Here is a 21,055-nt window from a genome sequence, read left to right on the forward strand (position 1 = left end):
CTCGCGCAGCGTCGCCGCGAGCGCGTCCCTGACGGCGGCGCTGCGCGCGGGGTCCGGCGCGCCGGTGGAGACGACGCCGACGGTCACGTCGCCCACGGTCGTCGTCGCGGGCGTGCGGGCGGTGCCTCGCCCGGCGTCGGCGGCGTCGACGCAGAACACCCGCCGCTCGGCGGCCCACCGGCCGACCGCGGCGTCCGCCGCCCGGTCGCCCGTCGCGGTGTGCACGAGCCAGACCCCGTCGAGGTCGTCCTCCCGCACGTCCCGGCGCTCCCAGCGCGCGTCGCCCCGCTCGACGAGCTCGCGCATCGGCTCGCACGCGTCCGGCGCGACGACGACGACCTCCGCCCCGTCCGCGACGAGGGCCGCGGCCCTCCGCGCGGCCACGGGGCCGCCGCCCACCACGAGGACGCGGTGCCCGAGGAGGTCCAGGGCCAGCAGCGTGCTCATGCGCCCACCCCCACGAGGACGAGACCGTTCACGACCCGCACGGGCCACGCCCGCAGGTCCGGGCCCCCGGCCACCGGCTCCTTGCCGGCAGGGTCGAGGCAGCGGCCGGTGCGCAGGTCGAAGGCCTGCTTGTACATGGGCGAGGCGACGGTCGGGGTGAGCGACCCGTCGTCGAGCCGCCGGGTGCCGACGATGCCGCGCGCCAGCACGTGCGCCCCGCTGAACGGGTCGCGGTGCTGCACCGCCAGCACCGTGCCGTCGAGCAGCCGGAAGACCGCGACCTGCTCCCCCGCGACGAGCGCCGCGGCGCCGCGCTCGGGCGCGAGGTCGTCGAGGCGGCACACCGGCACCCAGCCGGCCGGCGGCGCGGCCGCGCCCACCGTCTCGTCCAGCACGCTCACGACCGCACCTCCAGCGTCGAGCCGGCGACGAGCACCGGCTCCCCCCGCTCGGCGGCGGCCCGCTCCTCGGGCGTCGCCGGCCGCGCCTGCCCGCGTTCGGGCACGTAGGCCAGCGACGGGTCCGGCACGTCGGGGGCGTTGACGAACGACGCGAACCGCCGCAGCTTCTCCGGGTCGTCGAGGGTCGCGCGCCACTCGTCCTCGTACTGCTCGACGTGCTGCGCCATCTGCGCGTCGAGGTCCGCGGCGATGCCGAGCGCGTCCTCCAGGACGACCGCCCGGACCCCGTCGATCCCGCCCTCGACCTCGTCGACCCACGGCGCGGTGCGCTGCAGGCGGTCGGCGGTGCGCACGTAGTAGAGCAGGAACCGGTCGATCGTCCGGACGAGCGTCTCGGTGTCGAGGTCCTCGGCGAGCAGGCGTGCGTGCCGCGGCGTGAAGCCGCCGTTGCCGCCGACGTAGAGGTTCCAGCCCTTGTCGGTCGCGATGACGCCGACGTCCTTGCCGCGGGCCTCGGCGCACTCGCGCGCGCAGCCGGAGACGCCGAGCTTGAGCTTGTGCGGGCTGCGCAGCCCGCGGTACCGCAGCTCGAGCATCACGGCGAGCGCCACGGAGTCCTGCACGCCGAACCGGCACCAGGTCGACCCCACGCACGACTTCACGGTCCGCAGCGACTTGCCGTAGGCGTGCCCGGATTCGAACCCCGCGTCGACGAGCCGCCGCCAGATCGCCGGCAGCTGGTCGATGCGTGCGCCGAACAGGTCGATGCGCTGGCCGCCGGTGATCTTCGTGTACAGCCCGAAGTCCTGCGCCACCTGCCCGATCGCGACGAGCCCCTCGGGCGTGACCTCCCCGCCGGGGATGCGCGGCACGACGGAGTACGAGCCGTCCTTCTGCAGGTTCGCCATCACGTGGTCGTTGGTGTCCTGCAGCGCCGCGCGCTCGCCCTCGAGCACGTGCGCGGGCGCGGTCGTCGCGAGGATCGAGGCGACGACGGGCTTGCAGATGTCGCAGCCGCGCCCCGCCGCGTCGGTGCCGAACCGGGCCATGACCTCGGTGAACGACGTGACGCCGGAGACCCGCACGGCGTCGTAGAGCTGCGCGCGCGAGAGGGCCACGTGCTCGCACAGGGCGGACGACACGGTGACCCCGAGCCGCGTCAGCTCGGTGCCGACGAGCGTCTTGACGAGCGGCAGGCAGGACCCGCACGAGGTGCCGGCCCGCGTGCACGCCTTGACCGCGCCGACGTCGGTGCAGCCGTGCTCGGTGACCGCCGCGCGGATCGTCCCGGCGGTGACGTTGTTGCACGAGCAGACGCTCGCGTCGTCGGGCAGCTCGACGTCCGGGGCGCCGCCCGCGGGCAGCAGGTAGGCACCGGGGTCGCCGGGCAGCGGCCGGCCGAGCATCGGGCGCAGGCTCGCGTACGCCGACACGTCGCCGACGAGCACGCCGCCGAGCAGGGTGCGCGCGTCGTCGGAGACGACGAGCTTCTTGTAGACGCCGCCCACCGGGTCCGCCCAGACGACCTCGAGCGCGCCGGGGGTCGTCGCGAACGCGTCGCCGAAGCTCGCGACGTCGACGCCGGCGAGCTTGAGCTTGGTCGCGGTGTCGGCGCCGGGGAACACCGCGGCCCCGCCGAGCAGCCGGTCGACCGTGACCTCCGCCATGGCGTAGCCCGGGGCGACGAGGCCGAGGCACGCGCCGTCGATGCAGGCGACCTCGCCGACCGCCGAGACCGCGAGGTCGGCGGTCAGGCAGGTGCCGTCGACGACGACACCGCCGCGCTCGCCGACGGGCAGGCCCGCGGCCCGCGCGAGCTCGTCCCGCGGCCGCACCCCTGCCGCGACGACGACGACGTCCGCGTCGACCCGCCCGCCGTCGGCCAGGTCGAGCCGGCCGACGCCGCCGCGCCGGTGCGGCCGGATGCGGGTCGTCGACGCATGCAGCCGCACGGCGACGCCGAGGTCGTTGACGAGCCGCCGCAGCGCCTCGCCGCCGCCGAGGTCGACCTGCGCCGACATCAGGTGGGTGCCGACCTGCAGCACGGTGGTGCGCGCGCCGAGCGCCTGCAGCGCGCCCGCCGCCTCCAGGCCGAGCAGCCCGCCGCCGAGCACCGCGCCGCGGACGGTCCGGCCCTGCGCCTGCAGCTCCTCGACGTACCCCCGCAGCGCCGCGACGTCGTCGAGCGTCCGGTAGACGAAGACCCCGGGGGTGTCCGCGCCCTCGATCGGAGGCACCCAGGCGGACGAGCCGGTGGCGAGGACGAGGTGGTCGTACCGCTCGACGCGCCCGCGGGCGGTCGTCACGGTCCGCGCGTCCCGGTCGATGGCGACGACGCGGTCGTCGCGCCGCAGCGTGACGAGCGGGTCGTCCCACAGCGCGGGGTCGCCGAGCTGGAGCTCGTCGGCGGACCGTCCGGAGAACCAGCTCGTGAGCGCGACGCGGTCGTAAGGGCGGCGCGGCTCCTCCGCGAGGACCGTCACGCGCCAGGCGCCGGCGGCGTCCCGGTCGCGCAGGGCCTCGACGAGCCGGTGGGCGACCATGCCGCCGCCGACGACGACGAGGTGCTGGGGTGAGGGGTGCACGGCTGCTCCGTCCGTGGGGGGCGAGGGCGTCCACCGCACGCTAGGAACCGCGTGTTTCCGCCCGACCCGCGCGACGTTTCGGCTCCGCAACGGCTCCCGCACAGCCGCCCGCCACCCGCTGTGAGGTCGGCGCGGACCTCACAGCGACCCCTCGGAGGGCGAGAGGACTTCGCTCCCAGACGGTAACGACGCGGTGCACGGGCCCGAAACGTGCCGCGTCCAGGCTCGGTGCGCCGGCCACGCCTCGGCCCGGCGCCGCACGGCCTCGTGCGTCCTCGTCCTTCCCGTCACGCCCCGCGACACCCGCCCGACTCCAGGAGCTGAGTGCCATGACCTACGTGAAGCCGTCCGACGTCGTCACGCGCATGATCGACGCCGGCCAGTCCAAGGTGCTGCTGTCCACCCGCGACACCCTCGTGCGGGCGTTCATGGGCGGCGCGATCCTCGCGCTGTCCGCGGCGTTCGCCGTCACCGTCTCCGTCCGCACCGAGAACCCGCTGGCTGGGGCGATCCTGTTCCCGGTCGGGTTCTGCATGCTGTACCTGCTCGGCTACGACCTGCTGACCGGCGTCTTCACGCTCGCGCCGCTGGCCTGGCTCGACAAGCGCCCGGGGGTCACGTTCCCCGGCGTGCTGCGCAACTGGGGGCTCGTGTTCACGGGCAACCTCGCGGGCGCCGTGCTCGTCGCGGTGCTCATGGCCATCTACTTCACGTACGGCTTCTCGACCGAGCCCGACGCGGTCGGCCACGCGATCGGCGTCATCGGCGAGGGCCGCACGCTCGGGTACGCCGAGCACGGCGCCGCGGGGATGCTCACGCTCTTCGTCCGCGGGGTGCTGTGCAACTGGATGGTCTCGACGGGCGTCGTCGCAGCGCTCATGTCGTCGACCGTGATCGGCAAGGTCGTCGGGATGTGGATGCCGATCATGCTGTTCTTCTACATGGGCTTCGAGCACTCGGTCGTGAACATGTTCCTGTTCCCGTCCGGCCTCATGCTCGGCGGCCAGTTCACGCTGACGGACTACCTGCTGTGGAACGAGCTGCCGACGGTCGTGGGGAACCTCGTCGGCGGCATCACGTTCGTCGGGCTCGCGCTGTACGCGACGCACGGCCGCACGGCACCGGGCCGCGCCGGCCGCACCGTCCCGCTGGAGGGTCGTGTGCCCGTCGCCGCGCAGGGCTGAGCCCGACGGCCCGCCGCGACGCCGTGGGGTCGGCGTCGTGGCGGGCTCGCGTCGTGGTCCGCGTCAGGCGGCGGGCGCTGTCGGCACCCAGTACCGGCGCTTGAGCGCCGGGCTGTCGTCCGGCCCGGGGACGACGTCCTCCAGCACCCCGCCGCAGCGCTCGATCGTCCGGGACGAGCCGACGTTGTCGTCGTCGCACGTGACCAGCGCCTTCTCGACCCCCAGCTCGTGCAGCCGCGCGAGCGACTGCCGCAGGATCTCGGTCGCGTACCCGCGCCGGCGGAACTGTGGCCGCACGCCGTAGCCGATGTGCCCGCCCCAGCGCAGCAGCCAGTCGTTGAGCTCGTGGCGCACCGACGCGCGGCCCACGACCGTGCCGTCGACGACGGCGACGAGGAAGTCGCACGGCACCCGGTCGGCCGGCACGTCACCGACGGCCTCGCGCCGGAACTGCTCGAGCTGGGCGGCCCAGTCGCCGTCGGCGAGGAGGAACTGGAAGCCGTCGGCCGCCAGCTCGGCGGAGGCGGCGTACGCCTCGCGCTCGTCGTCGAGGGTCGGGGGTCGCAGGACGAGGTCGCTCATCGGGACATCGTCCCCGCTCGGGCGCGCCGGGCGCACCCGCGATTCGCGGCTCAGACGGTGCGCGGCACGCGCCCGGTGAGCGTCATGAGCCGGCACATCACGCGGTGCGGCCGGTCGGACGCCGCGCCGAACATGAGCGGGCAGCCGCCGTCGATGACGGTGAGCCCGTGCGCGCGGCCGAGGCGCACCGCCTCCGGGTCGAGGCTCCCCTTGTCGACGGAGCGGTGCATCCAGAGCTTCGAGACGCCGAGGCCGATCGCCTCCTCGACGGTCGCGAGCGCGCGGTCGGGCCGCGTGCCGACGACGACGGCCGCGACCCCGCCGGGCACGTCGCTGAGCGTCGGGTAGGCGCGGTCGCCCTCGACCTCGTCCGCGTGCGGGTTCACGGGGACGACGTCGTAGCCGAGCTCGCGCAGCCGCGTGTAGACGACGTTCGCGCCGTGGCTGCCGGGCGTGCGCGAGACCCCGGTGACGGCGATGCGCCCTGCCGCGAGGAACTCGTCCGCCGCTTCCTTGATGCCGGTCATCGCCGCTCCCGTCGTCGCGAGCCGATCGGGGCGCCCCGCGGGCGCCGGTCCCTTCGACGCTAGTGACGGCGCCGCCGGGACGACGAGGGACCAAGGGCCCGGCCCGGACGTGCGCGACCGCCGTCTGCCGGGAATACCGCAGGCCGCACGCCCGTTGACCGCTTCGGACGACGGCGGCACGTCGCAGCGCCCCTCGTCCCGAGCGCGACGCCCCGTCGCCTCCCGTCTCCACCGCTGCGGCGCCTCACGGGTGCCGCGCCGAGCCCCCGGCGAGCCGCGACACCGCCGTTCGGAGGCCCCCGTGTCGATGACCCGACCGTTCCCCGGCCGCTCCCCCATGGGCGGCTTCATGCGCCAGGACGAGATGAAGGACCAGCGCGTCTCCCGCGCGACCGTCCGCCGCGTCCTCGGCTTCGCCCGCCCCTACCGCGGCCGGCTCGCCGTCTTCCTCGTCCTCATCGCCCTCGAGGCCGCCGCCGGCGCGGCCACGCCGTGGCTGTTCCAGCGCCTCATCGACGACGGCATCGCCGCCGGCGACACCCGGCTCGTCGTGGGCATCGCCGCCCTCGTCGCCGTGCTCGCGCTCGCGTCCGCCGGCCTGACGTTCGCGGACCGGTGGATCAGCTCCCGCATCGGCGAGGGCCTCATCTACGACCTGCGCACCGCCGTGTTCGACCACGTGCAGCGGATGCCGCTGGCGTTCTTCAGCCGCGCGAAGACCGGCGCGCTCGTGCAGCGGCTCAACGGCGACGTGCTCGGCGCCCAGCAGGCCTTCACGTCGACGCTGCAGAACGTCGTCAGCAACGCGCTGACCATCGTCTTCGTGCTCGCCGCCATGCTCTCGATGTCGTGGCAGCTCACGCTGCTCTCGCTCGTCCTGCTGCCCGCGTTCGTCCTGCCCGCCCGCTGGTTCGGGCGCCGCATCGCCGCGATCACGCACCGCTCCTACGAGCTGAACGCCGAGGCCGCGCAGACGATGAACGAGCGGTTCAACGTCGCCGGCGCGCACCTGGCGAAGGTGTTCGGCGACCCGGCGCGCGAGTCCGCCGCCTACGCCGAGCAGGCCGGGCGGCTGCGCGACATCGGCGTCACCCGCGCCCTGTACTCGACGTGGTTCCGCGTGGGGCTGACGACGCTCGCGTCCGTCGCCGTGGCGATCGTCTACGGCGTCGGCGGCGTGCTCGCGGTGCGCGACCAGCTCACCGTCGGTGTCGTCGTGGCCCTCGCCGCCTACCTCGGCCGCCTCTACGGCCCCCTCACCGCGATGTCGAGCGTGCAGGTGGACGTCCTCACCGCGCTCGTCAGCTTCGAGCGCGTGCTCGAGGTGCTCGACCTGCGGCCGAACGTCGCCGACGCCCCCGACGCGAGCGACCTGCGCACCGACGTCGCCGCGCGTGGTGCGTCCGTCGAGCTCGACGGCGTCGGGTTCCGCTACCCCAGCGCCGACGAGGTCTCCCTCGCCTCCCTGGAGTCCGTGGCCGTCCTGCGGCACGACCCGACCGACGACACCCTGCACGACGTGACGTTCACCGTCCCCGCCGGCCGCATGGTCGCCCTCGTCGGCCCGTCCGGCGCCGGGAAGACGACCATCTCCCAGCTCGTCACCCGCATGTACGACCCGACGCGCGGCACGGTCCGCATCGCCGGCGCCGACCTGCGCGACGTGACGCTGGAGTCGCTGCGCGCCACCGTCGGCGTCGTCAGCCAGGAGGCGCACCTGTTCCACGACAGCATCGCGGCGAACCTGCGCTACGCCCGCCCCGACGCGACCGACGCCGAGCTCGAGGCCGCCCTGCGCGGCGCCCACGTGTGGGACCTCGTCGCCGGGCTGCCCGAGGGCCTCGACACCGTCGTCGGCGACCGCGGCTACCGCCTCTCCGGCGGCGAGCGTCAGCGCCTGGCCATCGCCCGGCTGCTGCTCAAAGCCCCCGACGTCGTCGTGCTCGACGAGGCGACCGCCCACCTCGACAGCGAGTCCGAGGCCGCCGTCCAGGCCGCCCTCGACGAGGCTCTCGTCGGGCGCACGTCGATCGTCATCGCCCACCGCCTCTCGACCGTCCGCAAGGCCGACGCGATCGTCGTCGTCGACCACGGGCGCGTCGTCGAGACCGGCACCCACGCCGACCTGCTCGCCCGAGGCGGGCTGTACGCGGACCTCTACCGCACCCAGTTCACGGAGACGCCCGCGGCAGCGTGACGCTTCGAAGTTGCGCCCCCGTATCGACGAGTCGCTTGCTTCGGCTGAGTCGCAATGGATGCCGACGCGAGAGACTGCTTGTAGGCCACTGATGCCGAGGTGGGCTCGTTACACGTTGCAGCCTGCAATCGGCACACCCATCGCCATACCGCCGTGCGCGGAACAACGAGCTCGCGGCCGGAGCGAACCGGACGACCGGCGCTATCCACGAACCAGCACACACGCATGGTGCACGAAATGCCTCGGCGAACTCCGAGAAGGCGTCAGGCATCTGCCATTGAACCCCACAGACTCCCGCTACGTCCATGCGCTTCGGGTAGGCGCCTCGAGCGCCTCGACTTTCTACGCTCGCCACCTCACTGCCATACGGACAACTCCCCACCGGGGACCGCGACGATCTTCAGCCCGCTCGGGCCAGCCGCTTCCCACGGCTCGTAGTCCTCGCCGCAAGGGACCCGGATCGTCGACCCGTCTGCAAGGTCGAGTTCGAGTCGACCGTCGTCGAAGGCTCGCGCCGAAGCCACGGTCGTTCGAGCCAGTGCGAGCACCGGGCACAATCGCAGGGGATCGCCTTCCGGGACCAGCAGGAACTCGCTACCCTCAGCGTCGGTGGGCACGAACGGTTGTTCAATCCGGAACGTGTAGCCATCGGTCGTCGCAATCGTCACGCCGTAGTCGATCGCGACTCGCGTCGCACCATCAGCGATGGAGATCTCCCACCCGACGTCGCCTAAGCGGCGCAGCGGGCGACTCATTTCGGCCACGCGGGCCAGGGACCGCTGTACGTCGCCGGAATGTGGGTATCGGCGGGCGGTCCGGGCTTGCCGAATATACCCACCGGTAGACCCCGCGAGTTGAATACGCGGACGTAGCCGTCTGGATACTTCGGAGTTGGATCCATGATCCGCACCATGTCCGCATTCCTCTCGGCGCCGAGCCGCTGATACACAGTTCCCTTATCGTTATTCGCAGCTCCCGCGATTCATCCCTCGGGAATGTCGAACAGCGGACCACTGCTGACGTCACACGCGCGTTGACCAACGCGGGCAATCTAGCGACGTCACAGCATGCTCATAGGTGATCAACAGGGCTTCACCCGACCGGGCGAGTCCGGTTGCCGTTCCCATCCACACGGCCCGAGGAACGCCGCGGTCCACGCGACCCACGACGGACGAGCCGGCGACGAGTCCGCCGGCCTTCACCCGACCGGAGGCGTCAGCCCTCCAGCAAGGTTCGCAGCGTCCGGCGGAGCTGCGCCGCCGCGGTCGGGTTGACGCCGGCCAGGAACGCGCGCTCCGCCGCGTCGTGCGCGACCTCCGCCGCCTCGTACGTCCGCACGCCCTTCTCGGTGAGCTCGACGACGTTCCGGCGCCGGTCCGCGGGATCGGGGCGTCGGGTGACGATGCCCTTGCGCTCCAGCACGTCCAGCAGCGCGACCATCGTGGTCCGGTCGATGCCGAGCGTCTGCGCGACCTCCAGCTGCGACGTCGGCTCCCGGTGGGCGAGGACCCGCAGCGCGCCGTAGTCCTTGCCGTCGATGCCGAGCGGCTCGAGCGCTGCGTCGGTCGCGGCCGCGAGCTTCGCCGTCGCGTGCTTGAGCAGGTACCCCAGAACCTCGCGGGGGTCGGCAGGGGGGCTCTGCTCGGTGGACATACGACCGATCGTAGGCCTAGTCTGATCGTCAGCGTTACTGACGATCAGACATCCAACGGAAGGCGCTTCGCCATGATCCTCGTCACCGGAGGCCTCGGCTTCATCGGCTCCCACACCGTCCGCGCGCTCGCCGAGGCCGGGGATGAGTGCGTCCTGCTCCAGCGCCGGACCCCCGAGGTGCCACCGCACCTGGCGGAGCTGCCCGTCCACGCCGTCCAGGCCGACGTCGCCGACCTCGACGCCCTGCTCGCCGTCGGCCGGCAGTACCCGATCACCGGCATCGTGCACCTGGCCGTGGCGCTGCCGTGGCCGGTGACCGACGGCGACCCGATCGACGCGACCGGGCGAGCGCTCGAGTCGTTCCTCAACATCGTCCGCGCCGCCCGCGCCTGGGGCGTCCGGCGCATCGTGACCGCGAGCACCATCGGCGTCTACGGCTTCGGCACCGCCGGCGCGCTCACCGAGGACATGCCGCTCTCCCTGGGCCGCGCTCACCCGATCCCGACGTTCAAGAAGGTCACCGAGCTCCTCGCCGGCCACCTCTCGGGCGTGACCGACGTGGAGATCGTCAACGCGCGCATCTCCGGCACCTGGGGCCCTGGCGGCCACATGCCCGACCCGTTCTTCGCCGCCCCGTCGCTGGCGCTCGCCGCGGCCCGGCGCACCGAGCCCGACCTCTCCGGTCTGCTCGCGCCGCCGCACGCCGAGGACGCGCTCGACCTGCTCTACGTCAAGGACACAGGCCGCGCGCTCGCCCTCCTCCAGGGCGCCGACCGGCTGCACCACTCGACGTACAACGTCGCGTCCGGCCACGCGACGAGCAACGCGGACGTCATCGCCGCCATCACCTCCGTCGAGCCGGGGTTCCGGTTCGACCTGCCCTCACGCGCCGACGACCGCCCCGTCAGCTGGCTCGACATCACGCGCCTGCGCGAGGACACCGGCTTCGCGCCCCGGTACGACACCGCCGAGTCGGCCACGGACTACATCGCTTGGCTGCGAGCGGGGCACGACCGGTAGACCGCCTGCGCCCGAGGGCCTCAGAGGTCCGCAGGGTCGACGAGGAAGTCCGCCTCGTCGACGACCTCCCCGCCGACGTGGGCCAGCAGCGCGCGGGCGATCGCCTGGACCATCGGCAGGGCCCGGCTGCGGGCGACGCGGTGGGGGTGCGAGGGGCGCTCGCGCTCCAGCTCCTCGACGTCCGGCGGCTCCCAGTGGATCCGGTAGGCGACGACGCCCTTCTGCGCCCAGGGCAGCGGGGCGATGAGGGGCGGCAGGGTCTCGGCGGCGGACACCTCGACGGCCACGACGCCGTCGACGCCCAGGTCGACGAGCACGCCGAAGCCCTCGGGCAGCGGCGGCGCGGCCAGCATGAGCTCGTCGAACGCACTCGCCTCGTCCATGAGGTGCCGGCGCTCGCGCTCGTCCTGGACGCCGCGCTCCCGCAGCGTCGCCGACAGGCCCGTGCCGCCGGGCTCGCTGATGCCGGCGGGCAGGCCGGCGGCGGCGTGCCGGCCGGAGCCGGGCATCGGGCCCTCCCAGACGGCGGTCGCCTCGGACGGGCGGGCGCGGGGCGCGACGGTCCGGACGACGAGCAGCGCCTGCTCCGGCTCGACCCACCGGTCGGTGAGCACCGTCAGGTCGATGGCCGCGTCGACCTCGGGCGTCAGCACGGCGCCCGTGCCGCCGATCCGCACGGCTCCCCCGAACCGGCGGGCGGCGGCGACGAGCCAGAGCACGACGCGCTCCTCCTCGCGCACGGGCAGCCCGCGCGGGAAGGCGCGCTTGAGGCCGTCGCGGTCGCCGCCGGGGTACGGCGGCTCGCCGCGCTCGGTCGGCGCCACGACGGAGAACGCCGTCGCGGTGCCGGTCGGCAGGCCGAGGGCGACCGCGTCCTGCGGCGTCACGGCGTACGGGCCGACGAGGTGGGAGAGGCGGCCGAGCCGCAGCACGCGGGCGGGCGCCGGCTGCGCGCCGACGGCGCGGATGCCGAACGCCGCCGTGATGGGCCGCCGGGCCGGGCGCTCCGTGGCGGCCGGGTCCTCGTCCCACCGGGCGGCGGCGAACCGGCTCGCGGCGAGGACCTCCACCTCGTCCGCCTCCACCTCCGCCGGCAGGGCGAGCAGGTGCCGCTCGCGCAGCGACGCGTCACCCAGCGGCAGCGGCGGCAGCGCCACGCGTCAGACCTGGGTCCGGTGGAAGCTCTGCCACGACCGCGACGCCGTCGGGCCGCGCTGCCCCTGGTAGCGCGAGCCGTACGGGCCGGACCCGTACGGGTGCTCGGTCGCCGACGAGAGCCGGAAGAAGCACATCTGGCCGATCTTCATGCCGGGCCACAGCAGGATCGGCAGCGTCGCGACGTTCGACAGCTCCAGCGTCACGTGCCCGGAGAAGCCGGGGTCGATGAAGCCGGCGGTCGAGTGGGTCAGCAGGCCGAGCCGGCCGAGCGACGACTTGCCCTCGAGCCGCGCGGCGACGTCGTCGGGCAGCGTCACCTGCTCGAACGTGGAGCCGAGGACGAACTCGCCGGGGTGCAGGACGAACGGCTCGTCCCCCTCGACCTCGACGAGCCGCGTGAGGTCGGGCTGCTCGGCGGCCGGGTCGATCACCGGGTACTTGTGGTTGTCGAACAGCCGGAAGAAGCGGTCGAGGCGCACGTCGATGCTGGAGGGCTGGAGCATCGCGGGGTCGTAGGGCTCCAGGGCCACGCGGCCCGACTCGAGCTCGGCCCGGATGTCGCGGTCGGAGAGCAGCACGGGACAACGGTAGTCGGCCCGGCCCGGTGCCACGGCACGTTCGTCGTCCGGGAACCGCACGACGACGCCTGTTCGGCCGCTCGCGGGACCCCCTCGGGACCGCGCGTGACCGGGCCCGCCCGGGGGCGCTATCCTCGTGCCCGGCGACGTTGCGGGAGCGCTCCCATGACCGGGTGAGCAGCACTCGGCCCGGTCGGGTGAGCCCGACCAGGAGCACCCGCGACGACGCCGGCGACGACCGACCGACCGGCCGGCCCCCGCGCCCTCCCGCACCGCTGCGGCCAGGAGACGGGTGCGGGCGGTCCACCGTGAAGGGCACGGCACATGCGTTACGGGTACTTCGACGACGACGCCCGCGAGTACGTCATCACGACGCCGCGAACGCCGTACCCCTGGATCAACTACCTCGGCAGCGAGCGGTTCTTCTCGCTGCTCTCGCACCAGGCCGGCGGGTACTCGTTCTACCGCGACGCCAAGCTCCGCCGCCTGACGCGGTACCGCTACAACAACGTCCCCACGGACGCGGGCGGCCGGTACCTGTACGTCCACGACGGCGGCGACGTCTGGACCCCGTCGTGGCTCCCGGTCAAGGCCGAGCTCGACCACTTCGAGGCGCGGCACGGCCTGGGCTACAGCCGGTTCACCGGCGAGCGCGGCGGCGTGCGGGTCGAGACGACGTTCCTCGTCCCGCTCGGCGAGGACGCCGAGGTGCAGAAGGTCGTCGTGACGAACACGTCCGACGAGGCGAAGGACCTGAGCCTGTTCTCGTTCGTCGAGTTCTGCCTGTGGAACGCGCAGGACGACCAGACGAACTACCAGCGCAACCTGTCGATCGGCGAGGTCGAGGTCGAGCTCGACGGGCCGCACGGCTCGGCGATCTACCACCGCACCGAGTACCGCGAGCGCCGCGACCACTACGCCGTGTTCGGCGTGAACACCCGCGCCGACGGGTTCGACACCGACCGCGACACCTTCGTCGGCGCGTTCAACTCGCTCGGCGAGGCGGAGGTGCCGCGCACCGGCGAGAGCACCGGCTCGGTCGCGTCGGGCTGGTACCCGATCGGCTCGCACGGCGTGAAGGTGTCCCTCGCGCCGGGCGAGAGCCGCACGCTGGTCTGGGTGCTCGGGTACGTCGAGAACCCCGAGGACGAGAAGTGGGCGGACGATGCGCACCAGGTCGTGAACAAGGAGCGGGCGCACGCGCTGCTGGGCCGGTTCGCCACGGCGGAGCAGGTCGACGCCGCGCTCGCGGCGCTGCAGGCCTACTGGACCGAGCTGCTCTCGACGTACACCGTCCGCAGCGGCGACGAGAAGCTCGACCGCATGGTCAACGTGTGGAACCAGTACCAGTGCATGGTCACGTTCAACATGTCCCGCTCGGCCTCGTACTTCGAGACCGGCATCGGCCGCGGCATGGGCTTCCGCGACTCCAACCAGGACCTGCTCGGCTTCGTCCACCTCATCCCGGACCGCGCGCGCGAGCGGATCATCGACATCGCGTCGACGCAGTTCCCCGACGGCTCGGCGTACCACCAGTACCAGCCGCTGACGAAGCGCGGGAACGACGACATCGGCTCCGGCTTCAACGACGACCCGCTGTGGCTCATCGCCGGCGTGGCCGCGTACGTCAAGGAGACGGGTGACCTGTCGATCCTCGACGAGCCGGTGCCCTTCGACAACGAGCCGGGCACCGAGGTGCCGCTGTTCGAGCACCTGACCCGCTCGTTCGACTTCACGGTCGACCACCGCGGGCCGCACGGGCTGCCGCTCATCGGCCGGGCCGACTGGAACGACTGCCTCAACCTCAACTGCTTCTCGACGACGCCGGGCGAGTCGTTCCAGACGACGGAGAACAAGGCCGGCGGCGTCGCGGAGTCGGTGTTCATCGCCGCGCAGTTCGTCCTCTACGGCGAGCAGTACGCCGAGCTGGCCGAGCGCCGGGGCCTCGGCGACGTCGCGGCCGCCGCCCGCAAGCACGTCGAGGAGATGCGCTCCGCGGTGCTGGAGCACGGCTGGGACGGGCGCTGGTTCCTGCGCGCGTACGACTACTTCGGCACCCCCATCGGCACGGACGCGGACGCCGAGGGCAAGATCTGGATCGAGCCGCAGGGCTTCGCCGTCATGGCGGGCATCGGCGTCGGCTCGGGCCCGGACGACGCGGCGGCTCCGGCCGTCCAGGCGCTCGACTCGGTCAACGAGCTCCTGGCGACCGACCACGGCATGGTGCTGCAGTACCCCGCGTACACGACCTACCAGGTCAACATGGGCGAGGTCTCCACGTACCCGCCGGGGTACAAGGAGAACGGCGGCATCTTCAGCCACAACAACCCGTGGGTGATCATCGGCGAGACGGTGCTCGGCCGCGGCGGGCGGGCGTTCGACTACTACAAGCGGATCACGCCGGCGTACCGCGAGGAGATCTCCGACGTGCACCGGCTCGAGCCGTACGTGTACGCGCAGATGATCGCCGGCAAGCAGGCGGTGCGGCACGGCGAGGCGAAGAACTCCTGGCTGACCGGCACGGCGGCGTGGACCTTCGTCGCGGCGTCGCAGTACCTGCTCGGCGTGCGGCCCGACTGGGACGGGCTCGTCGTCGACCCGCAGATCGGCCCCGAGGTGCCGTCGTTCACGGTGACCCGCGTGGCGCGCGGCGCGACGTACGAGATCTCCGTGACGAACTCCGGCACGCCGGGTGCGCGCGGGCGGCTCGTCGTCGACGGGACGCCCGTCGAGGGCAACCTCGTGCCGTACGCCCCGGCCGGCTCGACCGTCCGGGTCGAGGTGACCGTGTGACGACGGACGCGCCCGCGGTGGGCCTGCTCGACGGGGCGGGCGACCTGCTCACCATCGCGTCGGACGTCTGGCAGGTCGACGTGCTGCCGGGCACGGGCGCCGCGCTCGCCGCCGGGCGGGTGCGCACCGACGACGGCGTGTGGCGGGACCTGCTGCGCCCCACGCACCCGCGCGGAGCGGGCAACCCGGAGAAGACGTCGAGCTGGCCGATGGTGCCGTGGGCGAACCGGATCTCCGGCGGCCTGCTGCGCTTCGGCGGCCGGTCGTGGCAGCTGCAGCGCAACGGCGCCGACCTCTCGGCGATCCACGGGGCCACGCGCAACGTCGCGTGGCCGGTGGTCGAGCGCACGGCGGGCGCCGTCGCGCTCGAGCTCGACACGCGCGCGCTCGTCGGCGTGAACTTCCCGTGGCACTTCGTCGCGCGGGTCGAGTACCGGCTCGACGGCGCCGAGCTGGCCGTGAGCACGAGCCTGCGCAACGTGGCCGACGAGGCGTTCCCCGCCGGGTTCGGGCACCACCCGTACTTCCGCCGGGCGCTCGTGCCCGTCGGCGCGACGCCTCCCACGCGGGCCCCGGGCCCGGTGCTGGAGATCCCGGCGCGCCGGGGGTGGCGGATGCACGACGGGCTCGTCCGCGGGCCGGCACGCGAGCCGCGTGCCGTCGCGGACTTCCGGACGCCGCGCGAGGTGGGCGGCGTCGTGCTCGACGACGTGCTCACGGACCTCGAGCCCGGCGCCCCCGTGCGGCTGCGCTACCCCGAGCTGACGGCCGAGCTGCGCCTCGACGCGACGTACACCCACCTCGTCGTCTACTCGCCGCGGGGCCGCTCGTACCTGGCCGTCGAGCCGCAGACCCAGGTCACCGACGCCTACGCCCTGTTCGCCGAGGGCGCCGCCGACACCGGCACGGTCGTCCTCGCGCCCGGGGAGGAGCTCGCCGGACGGTTTTCCATCACCGTCGCACCGGGTGGAATCGCACCGTTCACCCAATCGTGACCTGAACCTGGACGTGACCCGTGGCACCGCCGTGAAAGAGTGTCCGGGCCCGTTCCGGTGCCAGCCGCTGGCCGCTCGGGCGCACCCCTTCTGACCCAGCGGCCGAAGGGGGCACCCCGTTGCGTTCCACCACCCGTCGCCTGCTCGCGCTGCCCGTCGCCGCGACCCTCCTGTTCGGCGCCGCCGCCTGCTCGTCGGACGACGCGCCCACGGGCGGCTCGTCCGCCGGTGCCACCACGGGCACGACCCCGGAGGCCGAGAAGCCCGCCGAGGGCGGCACGTTCGAGCTGACGCCGGCGAACTTCGCCGACATGGTCGACAAGCAGATCGACGCCGGCACGTACCACACGACGATGACGATCGGCGCCGAGGGCCAGACGATCAACGCCGAGGGCGACGCGCGCCTGTCCGACAGCGGCGCCGAGATGACGATGACCATGTCCGTGCCCGGCATGGACGGCGGCATGGAGCTGCGGATGGTCGGCGGCAAGCTCTACATGAACATGGGAGAGCTGACCGGCGACAAGTTCTACGTCATCGACCCCACCGACGCGGACGACCCGATCGCCTCGTCGTTCGGCTCGTCGCTCGACCAGATGAGCGCCGCCGAGAGCATGGAGTCCATCAAGGACGCGATCGTCTCGGTCGAGAAGGCCGGCGACCCGGAGACCATCGACGGCGTCGACGCGCAGCCCTACGAGGTCGTCGTCGACACCACGAAGGTCACCGGCGCCGCGGGCGAGCAGTTCCAGCAGGCCGAGGAGGCCGGCGCGACGCTGCCCGACACCATCTCCTACGTCTACTTCGTCGGCCCCGACGGCCTGCCGCGCAAGATGACGATGGACCTCGAGGGCTCCACCACCGAGATGACCTTCTCCGACTGGGGCGAGGACGTCACGATCGAGGCCCCCGCGAAGGACCAGATCACCGACTCGCTCGGCGGCCTGTGACCTCCCGCGCCTGACGCTGCGCACCCGGACGCGGCGGTCGACCACCCGGTCGGCCGCCGCGTCCGTCGTCGGAGGGCGCAAGACCGGCGCCCGTCGGGACACAGACCGGACGTGACCGTCCTCGAGCTCCGCCGCCCCCGCCCGTCGCTGCGACCGCTGCTCGCGCTCGCCGCCGGCGGGGCGCTCGTCGTCGCCGGCGTCGTCGTCGCGCAGCCGCTGCTGCGCCCGACCGTCGCGGGCTCGTCCGCCGACTACCCGTTCTACGGCTCGTGGGCCGAGCTCGACGCGCACACGGACGTCGTCGTGCGCGGCACCCTCACCTCGGCGCAAGCCACCGACGTGCACGGCTACCCGGAGACGGTGGGCACGTTCGCGGCCACCCACGTGGCGAAGGGGGAGGTCACCCGCGCCCCGCTGCAGGTCGCGTACGTGACGCCCGGCGCGAGCCCGGAGGCCGCCGACCTCGTCGTCGGGCGCGAGTACGTGCTGCTGCTGGACGAGATCGACGGGCGGCTCGTCCTCGTCAGCGACACCCAGGGCGACTACGCCGTCGACGACGGCCGCGCCGTCCCCGACGAGGCGAACCCCGTGGCGCTGCCCGCTCCCGTGCTGGCCGCGCTGGGGCTCACCGCCTGACGCCGGCGCTCAGAGCCGCAGCCCGAGCGTCCTGCCCCACGGGTGGCGTGCCACCTCGCTGAACCCCAGTCGCCCGTAGAACGCGATCGCGTTCTGGTTCGCCTCCGAGACGCCGAGCTGCACCCCCGGCACCCCGCGGCGCCGCAGCGCCTCGGCGAGCGTCGTGATGAGCGTGCGCCCCCAGCCCTGGCCCTGCAGGTGGGGCAGCAGGTCGATGTGCAGGTGCGCCGGGTAGGAGTCGTACGCCTCGACGGGCGCGGGGGCGGCGTGCACCTCGTGCAGCAGCTGGTGGTCCCGCGTCCCGTCGCGCGGGTCGCCGACGGGCGGGTGCTCGCCGCGGATGGTCGGCCACCAGTGCTGCTCGCACCAGCGCTGGAACGCCAGGGTGTCCGCCGTCGCCACCACGTAGCCGCCCACGCCGTACGCGTCGACCACCACGAACGTCAGCGACGGGTCCGCCAGCGGGTAGGGGCCCGCGTACAGGTGCCCGAGCAGGTCCGGGTCGCGATACAGCGACGTGGCGTCCGAGCCCGCGTCGCCCGTGAGCAGGCAGATGCGGTACAGCGCCGGCAGGTCGGACGGGTGGAACGGGCGCAGGTGGGCGGGCACCGGTCGAGCCTGACAGATCCGCCGGGCTGTGCGCGGGGACCCGCGGGACGAGTCGAGAACGACCGTCGCGACCAGGTAACATCGTCGCCGCAGCGCCCGTGAGGGCGTCGCGCGGGTGTAGTTCAATGGTAGAACTTCAGCTTCCCAAGCTGACAGCGCGGGTTCGATTCCCGTCACCCGCTCCATCGTTCCCGCAGGCGCCGCGCGATGACGCGCGGCGCGACGGCCCCCGTGCGTGCACAGCAGCGGGACGGGGTCCTCGTTCGCGATCGCGACGGCGTGCCCGCACGGCCGACACGGCCCGGAGCCGTCCCTGCACGAGGTTGCGCGCGCCGCCAGGGCGTTGCGCGCCGACACGGACCGGCGGGAGACTCGCACCGGGTGGGGTGAGGGGGGTCTGATGTCCCCACGGTCCGACGAGCAGCACGGAGAACCGCTGCGACGCCGCGCGGCCGAGCTGGGCCGCGCCACCGCCATGCTCGTGGGCGGCGCGCTCGCCCTGCTGGCCGTCGAGGTCTGGCTGCTCGTCAACGGCCCCGCCACCTCGGAGCGGGAGGCCTCGAGGCCTGGGGTGCTCCCGTTCCACGGCGTCGGCGTCGCGGCGTTCCTCGCCGCCGGTGCGCTCACCGCGGCGACGTTCGTGGCGCTCGCCGCCCTGCAGACGGCGGCCGCCATGCGGGTCCTCTCCCCGCACCGGCAGCTCCCGCCCCCGCTGCCCGCGCCGGCACAGCGGCTGCGGCGCATCGCGCTCGCGCCCGCGGCGCTGCGGCGCCTGGAGGTCGAGGAGCCGCCGGCGTGGCCGCCCAGCGCGGTCCCGTCGGAGCAGGAGCGGCCGCCCGCCGGTGCCCGCCTGCGGTGCCACGTGCTCATCCCGGCGCACGACGAGGAGGCGGTGATCGACGGGACGCTCGCCTCCCTGCGCGCGCAGACCCGCCCGCCCGACGACGTCCTCGTGATCGCGGACAACTGCGCTGACCACACCGTCGAGGCGGCGCTCGCCGCGGGCGTCCGCGTCGTCGAGACCGTGGGCAACACGGAGAAGAAGGCGGGCGCGCTCAACCAGGAGCTCGCCCGGCTCCTGCCCACCGCCACGCCGGGCGACGTGGTGCTGGTGATGGACGCGGACTCGACGATCGACCCCGAGTTCCTCGAGGTCGCGATGGGCCTGCTGGAGGAGGACCCGGACCTCATGGCGGTCGGCGGCCTGTTCTACGGCGAGCCCGGGGGCCGGCTCGTCGGGCAGTGCCAGCGCAACGAGTACAGCCGCTACCAGCGGCTCGTCGCCCGCCGGCTCAACCGCGTCTTCGTGCTGACCGGCACCGCCTCGGTGATCCGCACCTACGCGCTCGACGCCGTCGCGCGGGCCCGCGGTCCGCTCATCCCGGGGCCGCCGGGCCAGGTGTACGACACCGTCGCGCTGACGGAGGACAACGAGCTCACGCTGGCCCTGCGCTCGCTGGGCGCGCGCATGACGTCGCCGCCGCAGTGCATCGTGACCACCGAGATCATGCCGACGTGGCGAGACCTGTGGCGCCAGCGGCAGCGCTGGTACCGCGGGGCGCTGGAGAACATCGGCGCCTACGGCCTCACCCGAGCGACGCTCCGGTACTGGCTCCAGCAGCTCGGTCTCTCCTACGGCGTCGTCGCGCTCTACTCGTTCCTCGCGCTGTTCGCGATCACGATGCTGGCCGCCGACCAGCTGATGTGGTCGCCGTTCTGGGTCACGGTCGGGCTCATCTTCTTCGTCGAGCGGCTGGCCACCGTCTGGGCCGCCGGTCGGCGCGCCCGGCTGCTGGCACTGCCGGTCGTGCCGGAGCTGCTCTACTCGGCGGTGCTGCAGGCCTGCTACGTCGCCTCGCTCTGGCGGATCCTCGTGCACGCGCGCGCCGACTGGAACTACGTGCCCCGCGCCGCCGTGCACGCCGTCGTCCCGCTCGCCGTCGTGGTCCCCGTGCTGCTCTCGCAGGGCGTGCTGCTGCCGGCGTCGATCCTGCACACGACCTGGTACCACACCCTCTCGCTGTGGGTCGGGTTCAACACCCTCGTCTTCGCCGCGCTGAGCCTGGTCCAGCTTCTCCCGCCGCTGAGCCCGGCAGCCCGCCGCTCGGCACGCGAGGCCCGCCTGGCCGCCCGGCGCTGACGCCCCGCGTCAGCGCCAGCCGGACGACGAGTCCGGGAGCAGCCCGGGGCAGCGGGAGGCGCCGTCGGGCAGCAGCTCGAAGTGCCACGTCTCGTTCGCGTAGACCCGGCACAGCCCCAGTTCGACGGAGCGCTCCGCCACCCACCGGGCGCCCGCGGCGGGTCCCAGGTCGACCGCGCGGCCCTGGACGTGCGCGGACCGCTCGGGCGGGAGCACCCAGCGGTGCGCCTCCTCCTCGGAGCCGTGCGTCTCGACCGCCTCGTCGACGAGCCGCTGCTGCTCCGCCGCGCTCCGCCGGCCCGACGTCACGTGCAGCTCGACGCCGTCGGCGTGGGCCAGGGCGACGGCCTTCCGGACGCGCGCGGCGAGGTCGGGCACGAGGCCGTCGACGTCGGCCGCCGTGTCCGCGGCCGTGTCGGCGGGCTCGTCGTCGGGCTGCGCGGCCGTGGTCGCCGGCGCCGTGGGCAGCGCGTCCGACCCGGGCGGGCCGCCCGCGGCGGGCCCGGTGACGAGGACGGCGTCCGTCGGCACGGCCGCCGCGGTGCGGGCCGGCCCGAGTCCCGGCCACAGCAGCCAGACGAGCGCGGCGGCGAGCGCGAG

Annotated in this window: 19 protein-coding genes and 1 tRNA gene; 9 read left to right on the plus strand and 11 right to left on the minus strand. The window is 73.8% G+C overall.

Annotation, left to right across the window (positions count from 1 at the left end):
• From HGCM_RS03310 to nirB, 3 genes are all read right to left on the minus strand, one after another.
• Positions 1-447 (minus strand): precorrin-2 dehydrogenase/sirohydrochlorin ferrochelatase family protein (locus HGCM_RS03310; RefSeq protein ID WP_026075236.1); only part of this gene is annotated, 447 nt, incomplete at its 3' end.
• Positions 444-848, minus strand: a complete 405-nt coding sequence (gene nirD / locus HGCM_RS03315; protein WP_019135465.1) for a nitrite reductase small subunit NirD — start codon at positions 846-848, stop codon at positions 444-446. The genes nirD and HGCM_RS03310, both read right to left, overlap by 4 nt.
• Positions 845-3,391 (minus strand): nitrite reductase large subunit NirB, encoded by a 2,547-nt coding sequence (gene nirB / locus HGCM_RS03320; RefSeq protein WP_051016122.1) that lies wholly within the window; start codon positions 3,389-3,391, stop codon positions 845-847. The genes nirD and nirB overlap by 4 nt, the downstream gene beginning before the upstream one ends.
• A gap of 371 nt (positions 3,392-3,762) precedes the next feature.
• Between nirB and HGCM_RS03330 the strand changes: the two genes are divergently transcribed.
• Positions 3,763-4,617, plus strand: coding sequence for a formate/nitrite transporter family protein (locus tag HGCM_RS03330; RefSeq protein WP_019135467.1), 855 nt, complete (start codon positions 3,763-3,765; stop codon positions 4,615-4,617).
• 63 nt (positions 4,618-4,680) lie between these two features.
• Here the strand turns inward: HGCM_RS03330 and HGCM_RS03335 are convergent, their stop codons facing one another.
• Both HGCM_RS03335 and HGCM_RS03340 read right to left on the minus strand, forming a co-directional pair.
• Positions 4,681-5,199, minus strand: coding sequence for a GNAT family N-acetyltransferase (locus HGCM_RS03335; protein ID WP_019135468.1), 519 nt, complete (start codon positions 5,197-5,199; stop codon positions 4,681-4,683).
• Positions 5,200-5,249: 50 nt separating this feature from the next.
• Positions 5,250-5,726 carry a CoA-binding protein gene (locus tag HGCM_RS03340; RefSeq protein ID WP_019135469.1) on the minus strand — a complete coding sequence of 159 codons (477 nt, stop codon included), beginning with the start codon at positions 5,724-5,726 and terminating at the stop codon, positions 5,250-5,252.
• Positions 5,727-6,063: 337 nt separating this feature from the next.
• Here HGCM_RS03340 and HGCM_RS03345 point away from each other — a divergent pair, with 337 nt between their 5' ends.
• Positions 6,064-7,923 (plus strand): ABC transporter ATP-binding protein, encoded by a 1,860-nt coding sequence (locus HGCM_RS03345; RefSeq protein ID WP_019135470.1) that lies wholly within the window; start codon positions 6,064-6,066, stop codon positions 7,921-7,923.
• A 356-nt stretch (positions 7,924-8,279) separates the two neighbouring features.
• On the opposite strand, the gene HGCM_RS16640 is transcribed toward HGCM_RS03345, so the two are convergent.
• Positions 8,280-8,678, minus strand: a complete 399-nt coding sequence (locus tag HGCM_RS16640) for a DUF6188 family protein (RefSeq protein ID WP_246119481.1) — start codon at positions 8,676-8,678, stop codon at positions 8,280-8,282.
• 460 nt (positions 8,679-9,138) lie between these two features.
• Complete coding sequence (locus HGCM_RS03355; RefSeq protein WP_019135472.1) at positions 9,139-9,576, minus strand: MarR family winged helix-turn-helix transcriptional regulator; 438 nt, start codon at positions 9,574-9,576, stop codon at positions 9,139-9,141.
• 72 nt (positions 9,577-9,648) lie between these two features.
• Here HGCM_RS03355 and HGCM_RS03360 point away from each other — a divergent pair, with 72 nt between their 5' ends.
• Positions 9,649-10,596 (plus strand): NAD-dependent epimerase/dehydratase family protein, encoded by a 948-nt coding sequence (locus tag HGCM_RS03360; protein ID WP_019135473.1) that lies wholly within the window; start codon positions 9,649-9,651, stop codon positions 10,594-10,596.
• Between the two features lie 20 nt (positions 10,597-10,616).
• On the opposite strand, the gene HGCM_RS03365 is transcribed toward HGCM_RS03360, so the two are convergent.
• Together HGCM_RS03365 and dcd are read right to left on the minus strand one after the other, a co-directional pair.
• Positions 10,617-11,753 carry a hypothetical protein gene (locus HGCM_RS03365; protein WP_019135474.1) on the minus strand — a complete coding sequence of 379 codons (1,137 nt, stop codon included), beginning with the start codon at positions 11,751-11,753 and terminating at the stop codon, positions 10,617-10,619.
• A gap of 3 nt (positions 11,754-11,756) precedes the next feature.
• Positions 11,757-12,332: a dCTP deaminase gene (gene dcd / locus HGCM_RS03370; RefSeq protein ID WP_019135475.1), complete on the minus strand. Its 576-nt coding sequence runs from the start codon at positions 12,330-12,332 to the stop codon at positions 11,757-11,759.
• Positions 12,333-12,656: 324 nt separating this feature from the next.
• Between dcd and HGCM_RS03375 the strand changes: the two genes are divergently transcribed.
• The 4 genes from HGCM_RS03375 (at position 12,657) to HGCM_RS16645 (ending at position 17,706) form a co-directional block, all read left to right on the plus strand.
• The gene (locus HGCM_RS03375; protein ID WP_019135476.1) at positions 12,657-15,125 is read left to right on the plus strand and encodes a glycoside hydrolase family 94 protein; all 2,469 of its coding nucleotides are present in this window, start codon (positions 12,657-12,659) and stop codon (positions 15,123-15,125) included.
• Entirely contained in the window at positions 15,122-16,120 is a 999-nt protein-coding gene (locus HGCM_RS03380; protein ID WP_019135477.1) for an aldose 1-epimerase, read from the plus strand. Before HGCM_RS03375 ends, HGCM_RS03380 begins: the two co-directional genes overlap by 4 nt.
• A gap of 119 nt (positions 16,121-16,239) precedes the next feature.
• Positions 16,240-17,070, plus strand: a complete 831-nt coding sequence (locus tag HGCM_RS03385) for an SCO4651 family lipoprotein (protein ID WP_019135478.1) — start codon at positions 16,240-16,242, stop codon at positions 17,068-17,070.
• Positions 17,071-17,181: 111 nt separating this feature from the next.
• Positions 17,182-17,706: a hypothetical protein gene (locus tag HGCM_RS16645; RefSeq protein ID WP_019135479.1), complete on the plus strand. Its 525-nt coding sequence runs from the start codon at positions 17,182-17,184 to the stop codon at positions 17,704-17,706.
• Positions 17,707-17,715: 9 nt separating this feature from the next.
• Here the strand turns inward: HGCM_RS16645 and HGCM_RS03395 are convergent, their stop codons facing one another.
• Positions 17,716-18,315, minus strand: coding sequence for a GNAT family N-acetyltransferase (locus HGCM_RS03395; RefSeq protein ID WP_019135480.1), 600 nt, complete (start codon positions 18,313-18,315; stop codon positions 17,716-17,718).
• Between the two features lie 111 nt (positions 18,316-18,426).
• Here HGCM_RS03395 and HGCM_RS03400 point away from each other — a divergent pair.
• Both HGCM_RS03400 and HGCM_RS18695 read left to right on the plus strand, forming a co-directional pair.
• Positions 18,427-18,500 (plus strand) — tRNA-Gly (locus HGCM_RS03400).
• Between the two features lie 215 nt (positions 18,501-18,715).
• Positions 18,716-20,455, plus strand: coding sequence for a glycosyltransferase family 2 protein (locus tag HGCM_RS18695; RefSeq protein ID WP_019135481.1), 1,740 nt, complete (start codon positions 18,716-18,718; stop codon positions 20,453-20,455).
• A gap of 9 nt (positions 20,456-20,464) precedes the next feature.
• Here HGCM_RS18695 and HGCM_RS16655 read toward each other — a convergent pair.
• A partial coding sequence (locus HGCM_RS16655; RefSeq protein ID WP_019135482.1) for a M15 family metallopeptidase occupies positions 20,465-21,055 on the minus strand: 591 nt, incomplete at its 5' end.

Source organism: Cellulomonas massiliensis JC225, assembly GCF_000312005.1.
GTDB lineage: Bacteria > Actinomycetota > Actinomycetes > Actinomycetales > Cellulomonadaceae > Cellulomonas > Cellulomonas massiliensis.

Bases quoted from the DNA above. Each gene is read 5' to 3' on its own strand.
- HGCM_RS16640 (WP_246119481.1), bottom strand. From the start codon at position 8,678: ATGAGTCGCCCGCTGCGCCGCTTAGGCGACGTCGGGTGGGAGATCTCC.
- nirB (WP_051016122.1), bottom strand. From the start codon at position 3,391: ATGGTCGCCCACCGGCTCGTCGAGGCCCTGCGCGACCGGGACGCCGCC.
- HGCM_RS03360 (WP_019135473.1), top strand. From the start codon at position 9,649: ATGATCCTCGTCACCGGAGGCCTCGGCTTCATCGGCTCCCACACCGTC.
- HGCM_RS03330 (WP_019135467.1), top strand. From the start codon at position 3,763: ATGACCTACGTGAAGCCGTCCGACGTCGTCACGCGCATGATCGACGCC.
- HGCM_RS03345 (WP_019135470.1), top strand. From the start codon at position 6,064: ATGGGCGGCTTCATGCGCCAGGACGAGATGAAGGACCAGCGCGTCTCC.
- HGCM_RS03355 (WP_019135472.1), bottom strand. From the start codon at position 9,576: ATGTCCACCGAGCAGAGCCCCCCTGCCGACCCCCGCGAGGTTCTGGGG.
- HGCM_RS03335 (WP_019135468.1), bottom strand. From the start codon at position 5,199: ATGAGCGACCTCGTCCTGCGACCCCCGACCCTCGACGACGAGCGCGAG.
- HGCM_RS18695 (WP_019135481.1), top strand. From the start codon at position 18,716: ATGTCCCCACGGTCCGACGAGCAGCACGGAGAACCGCTGCGACGCCGC.
- HGCM_RS03340 (WP_019135469.1), bottom strand. From the start codon at position 5,726: ATGACCGGCATCAAGGAAGCGGCGGACGAGTTCCTCGCGGCAGGGCGC.
- HGCM_RS03375 (WP_019135476.1), top strand. From the start codon at position 12,657: ATGCGTTACGGGTACTTCGACGACGACGCCCGCGAGTACGTCATCACG.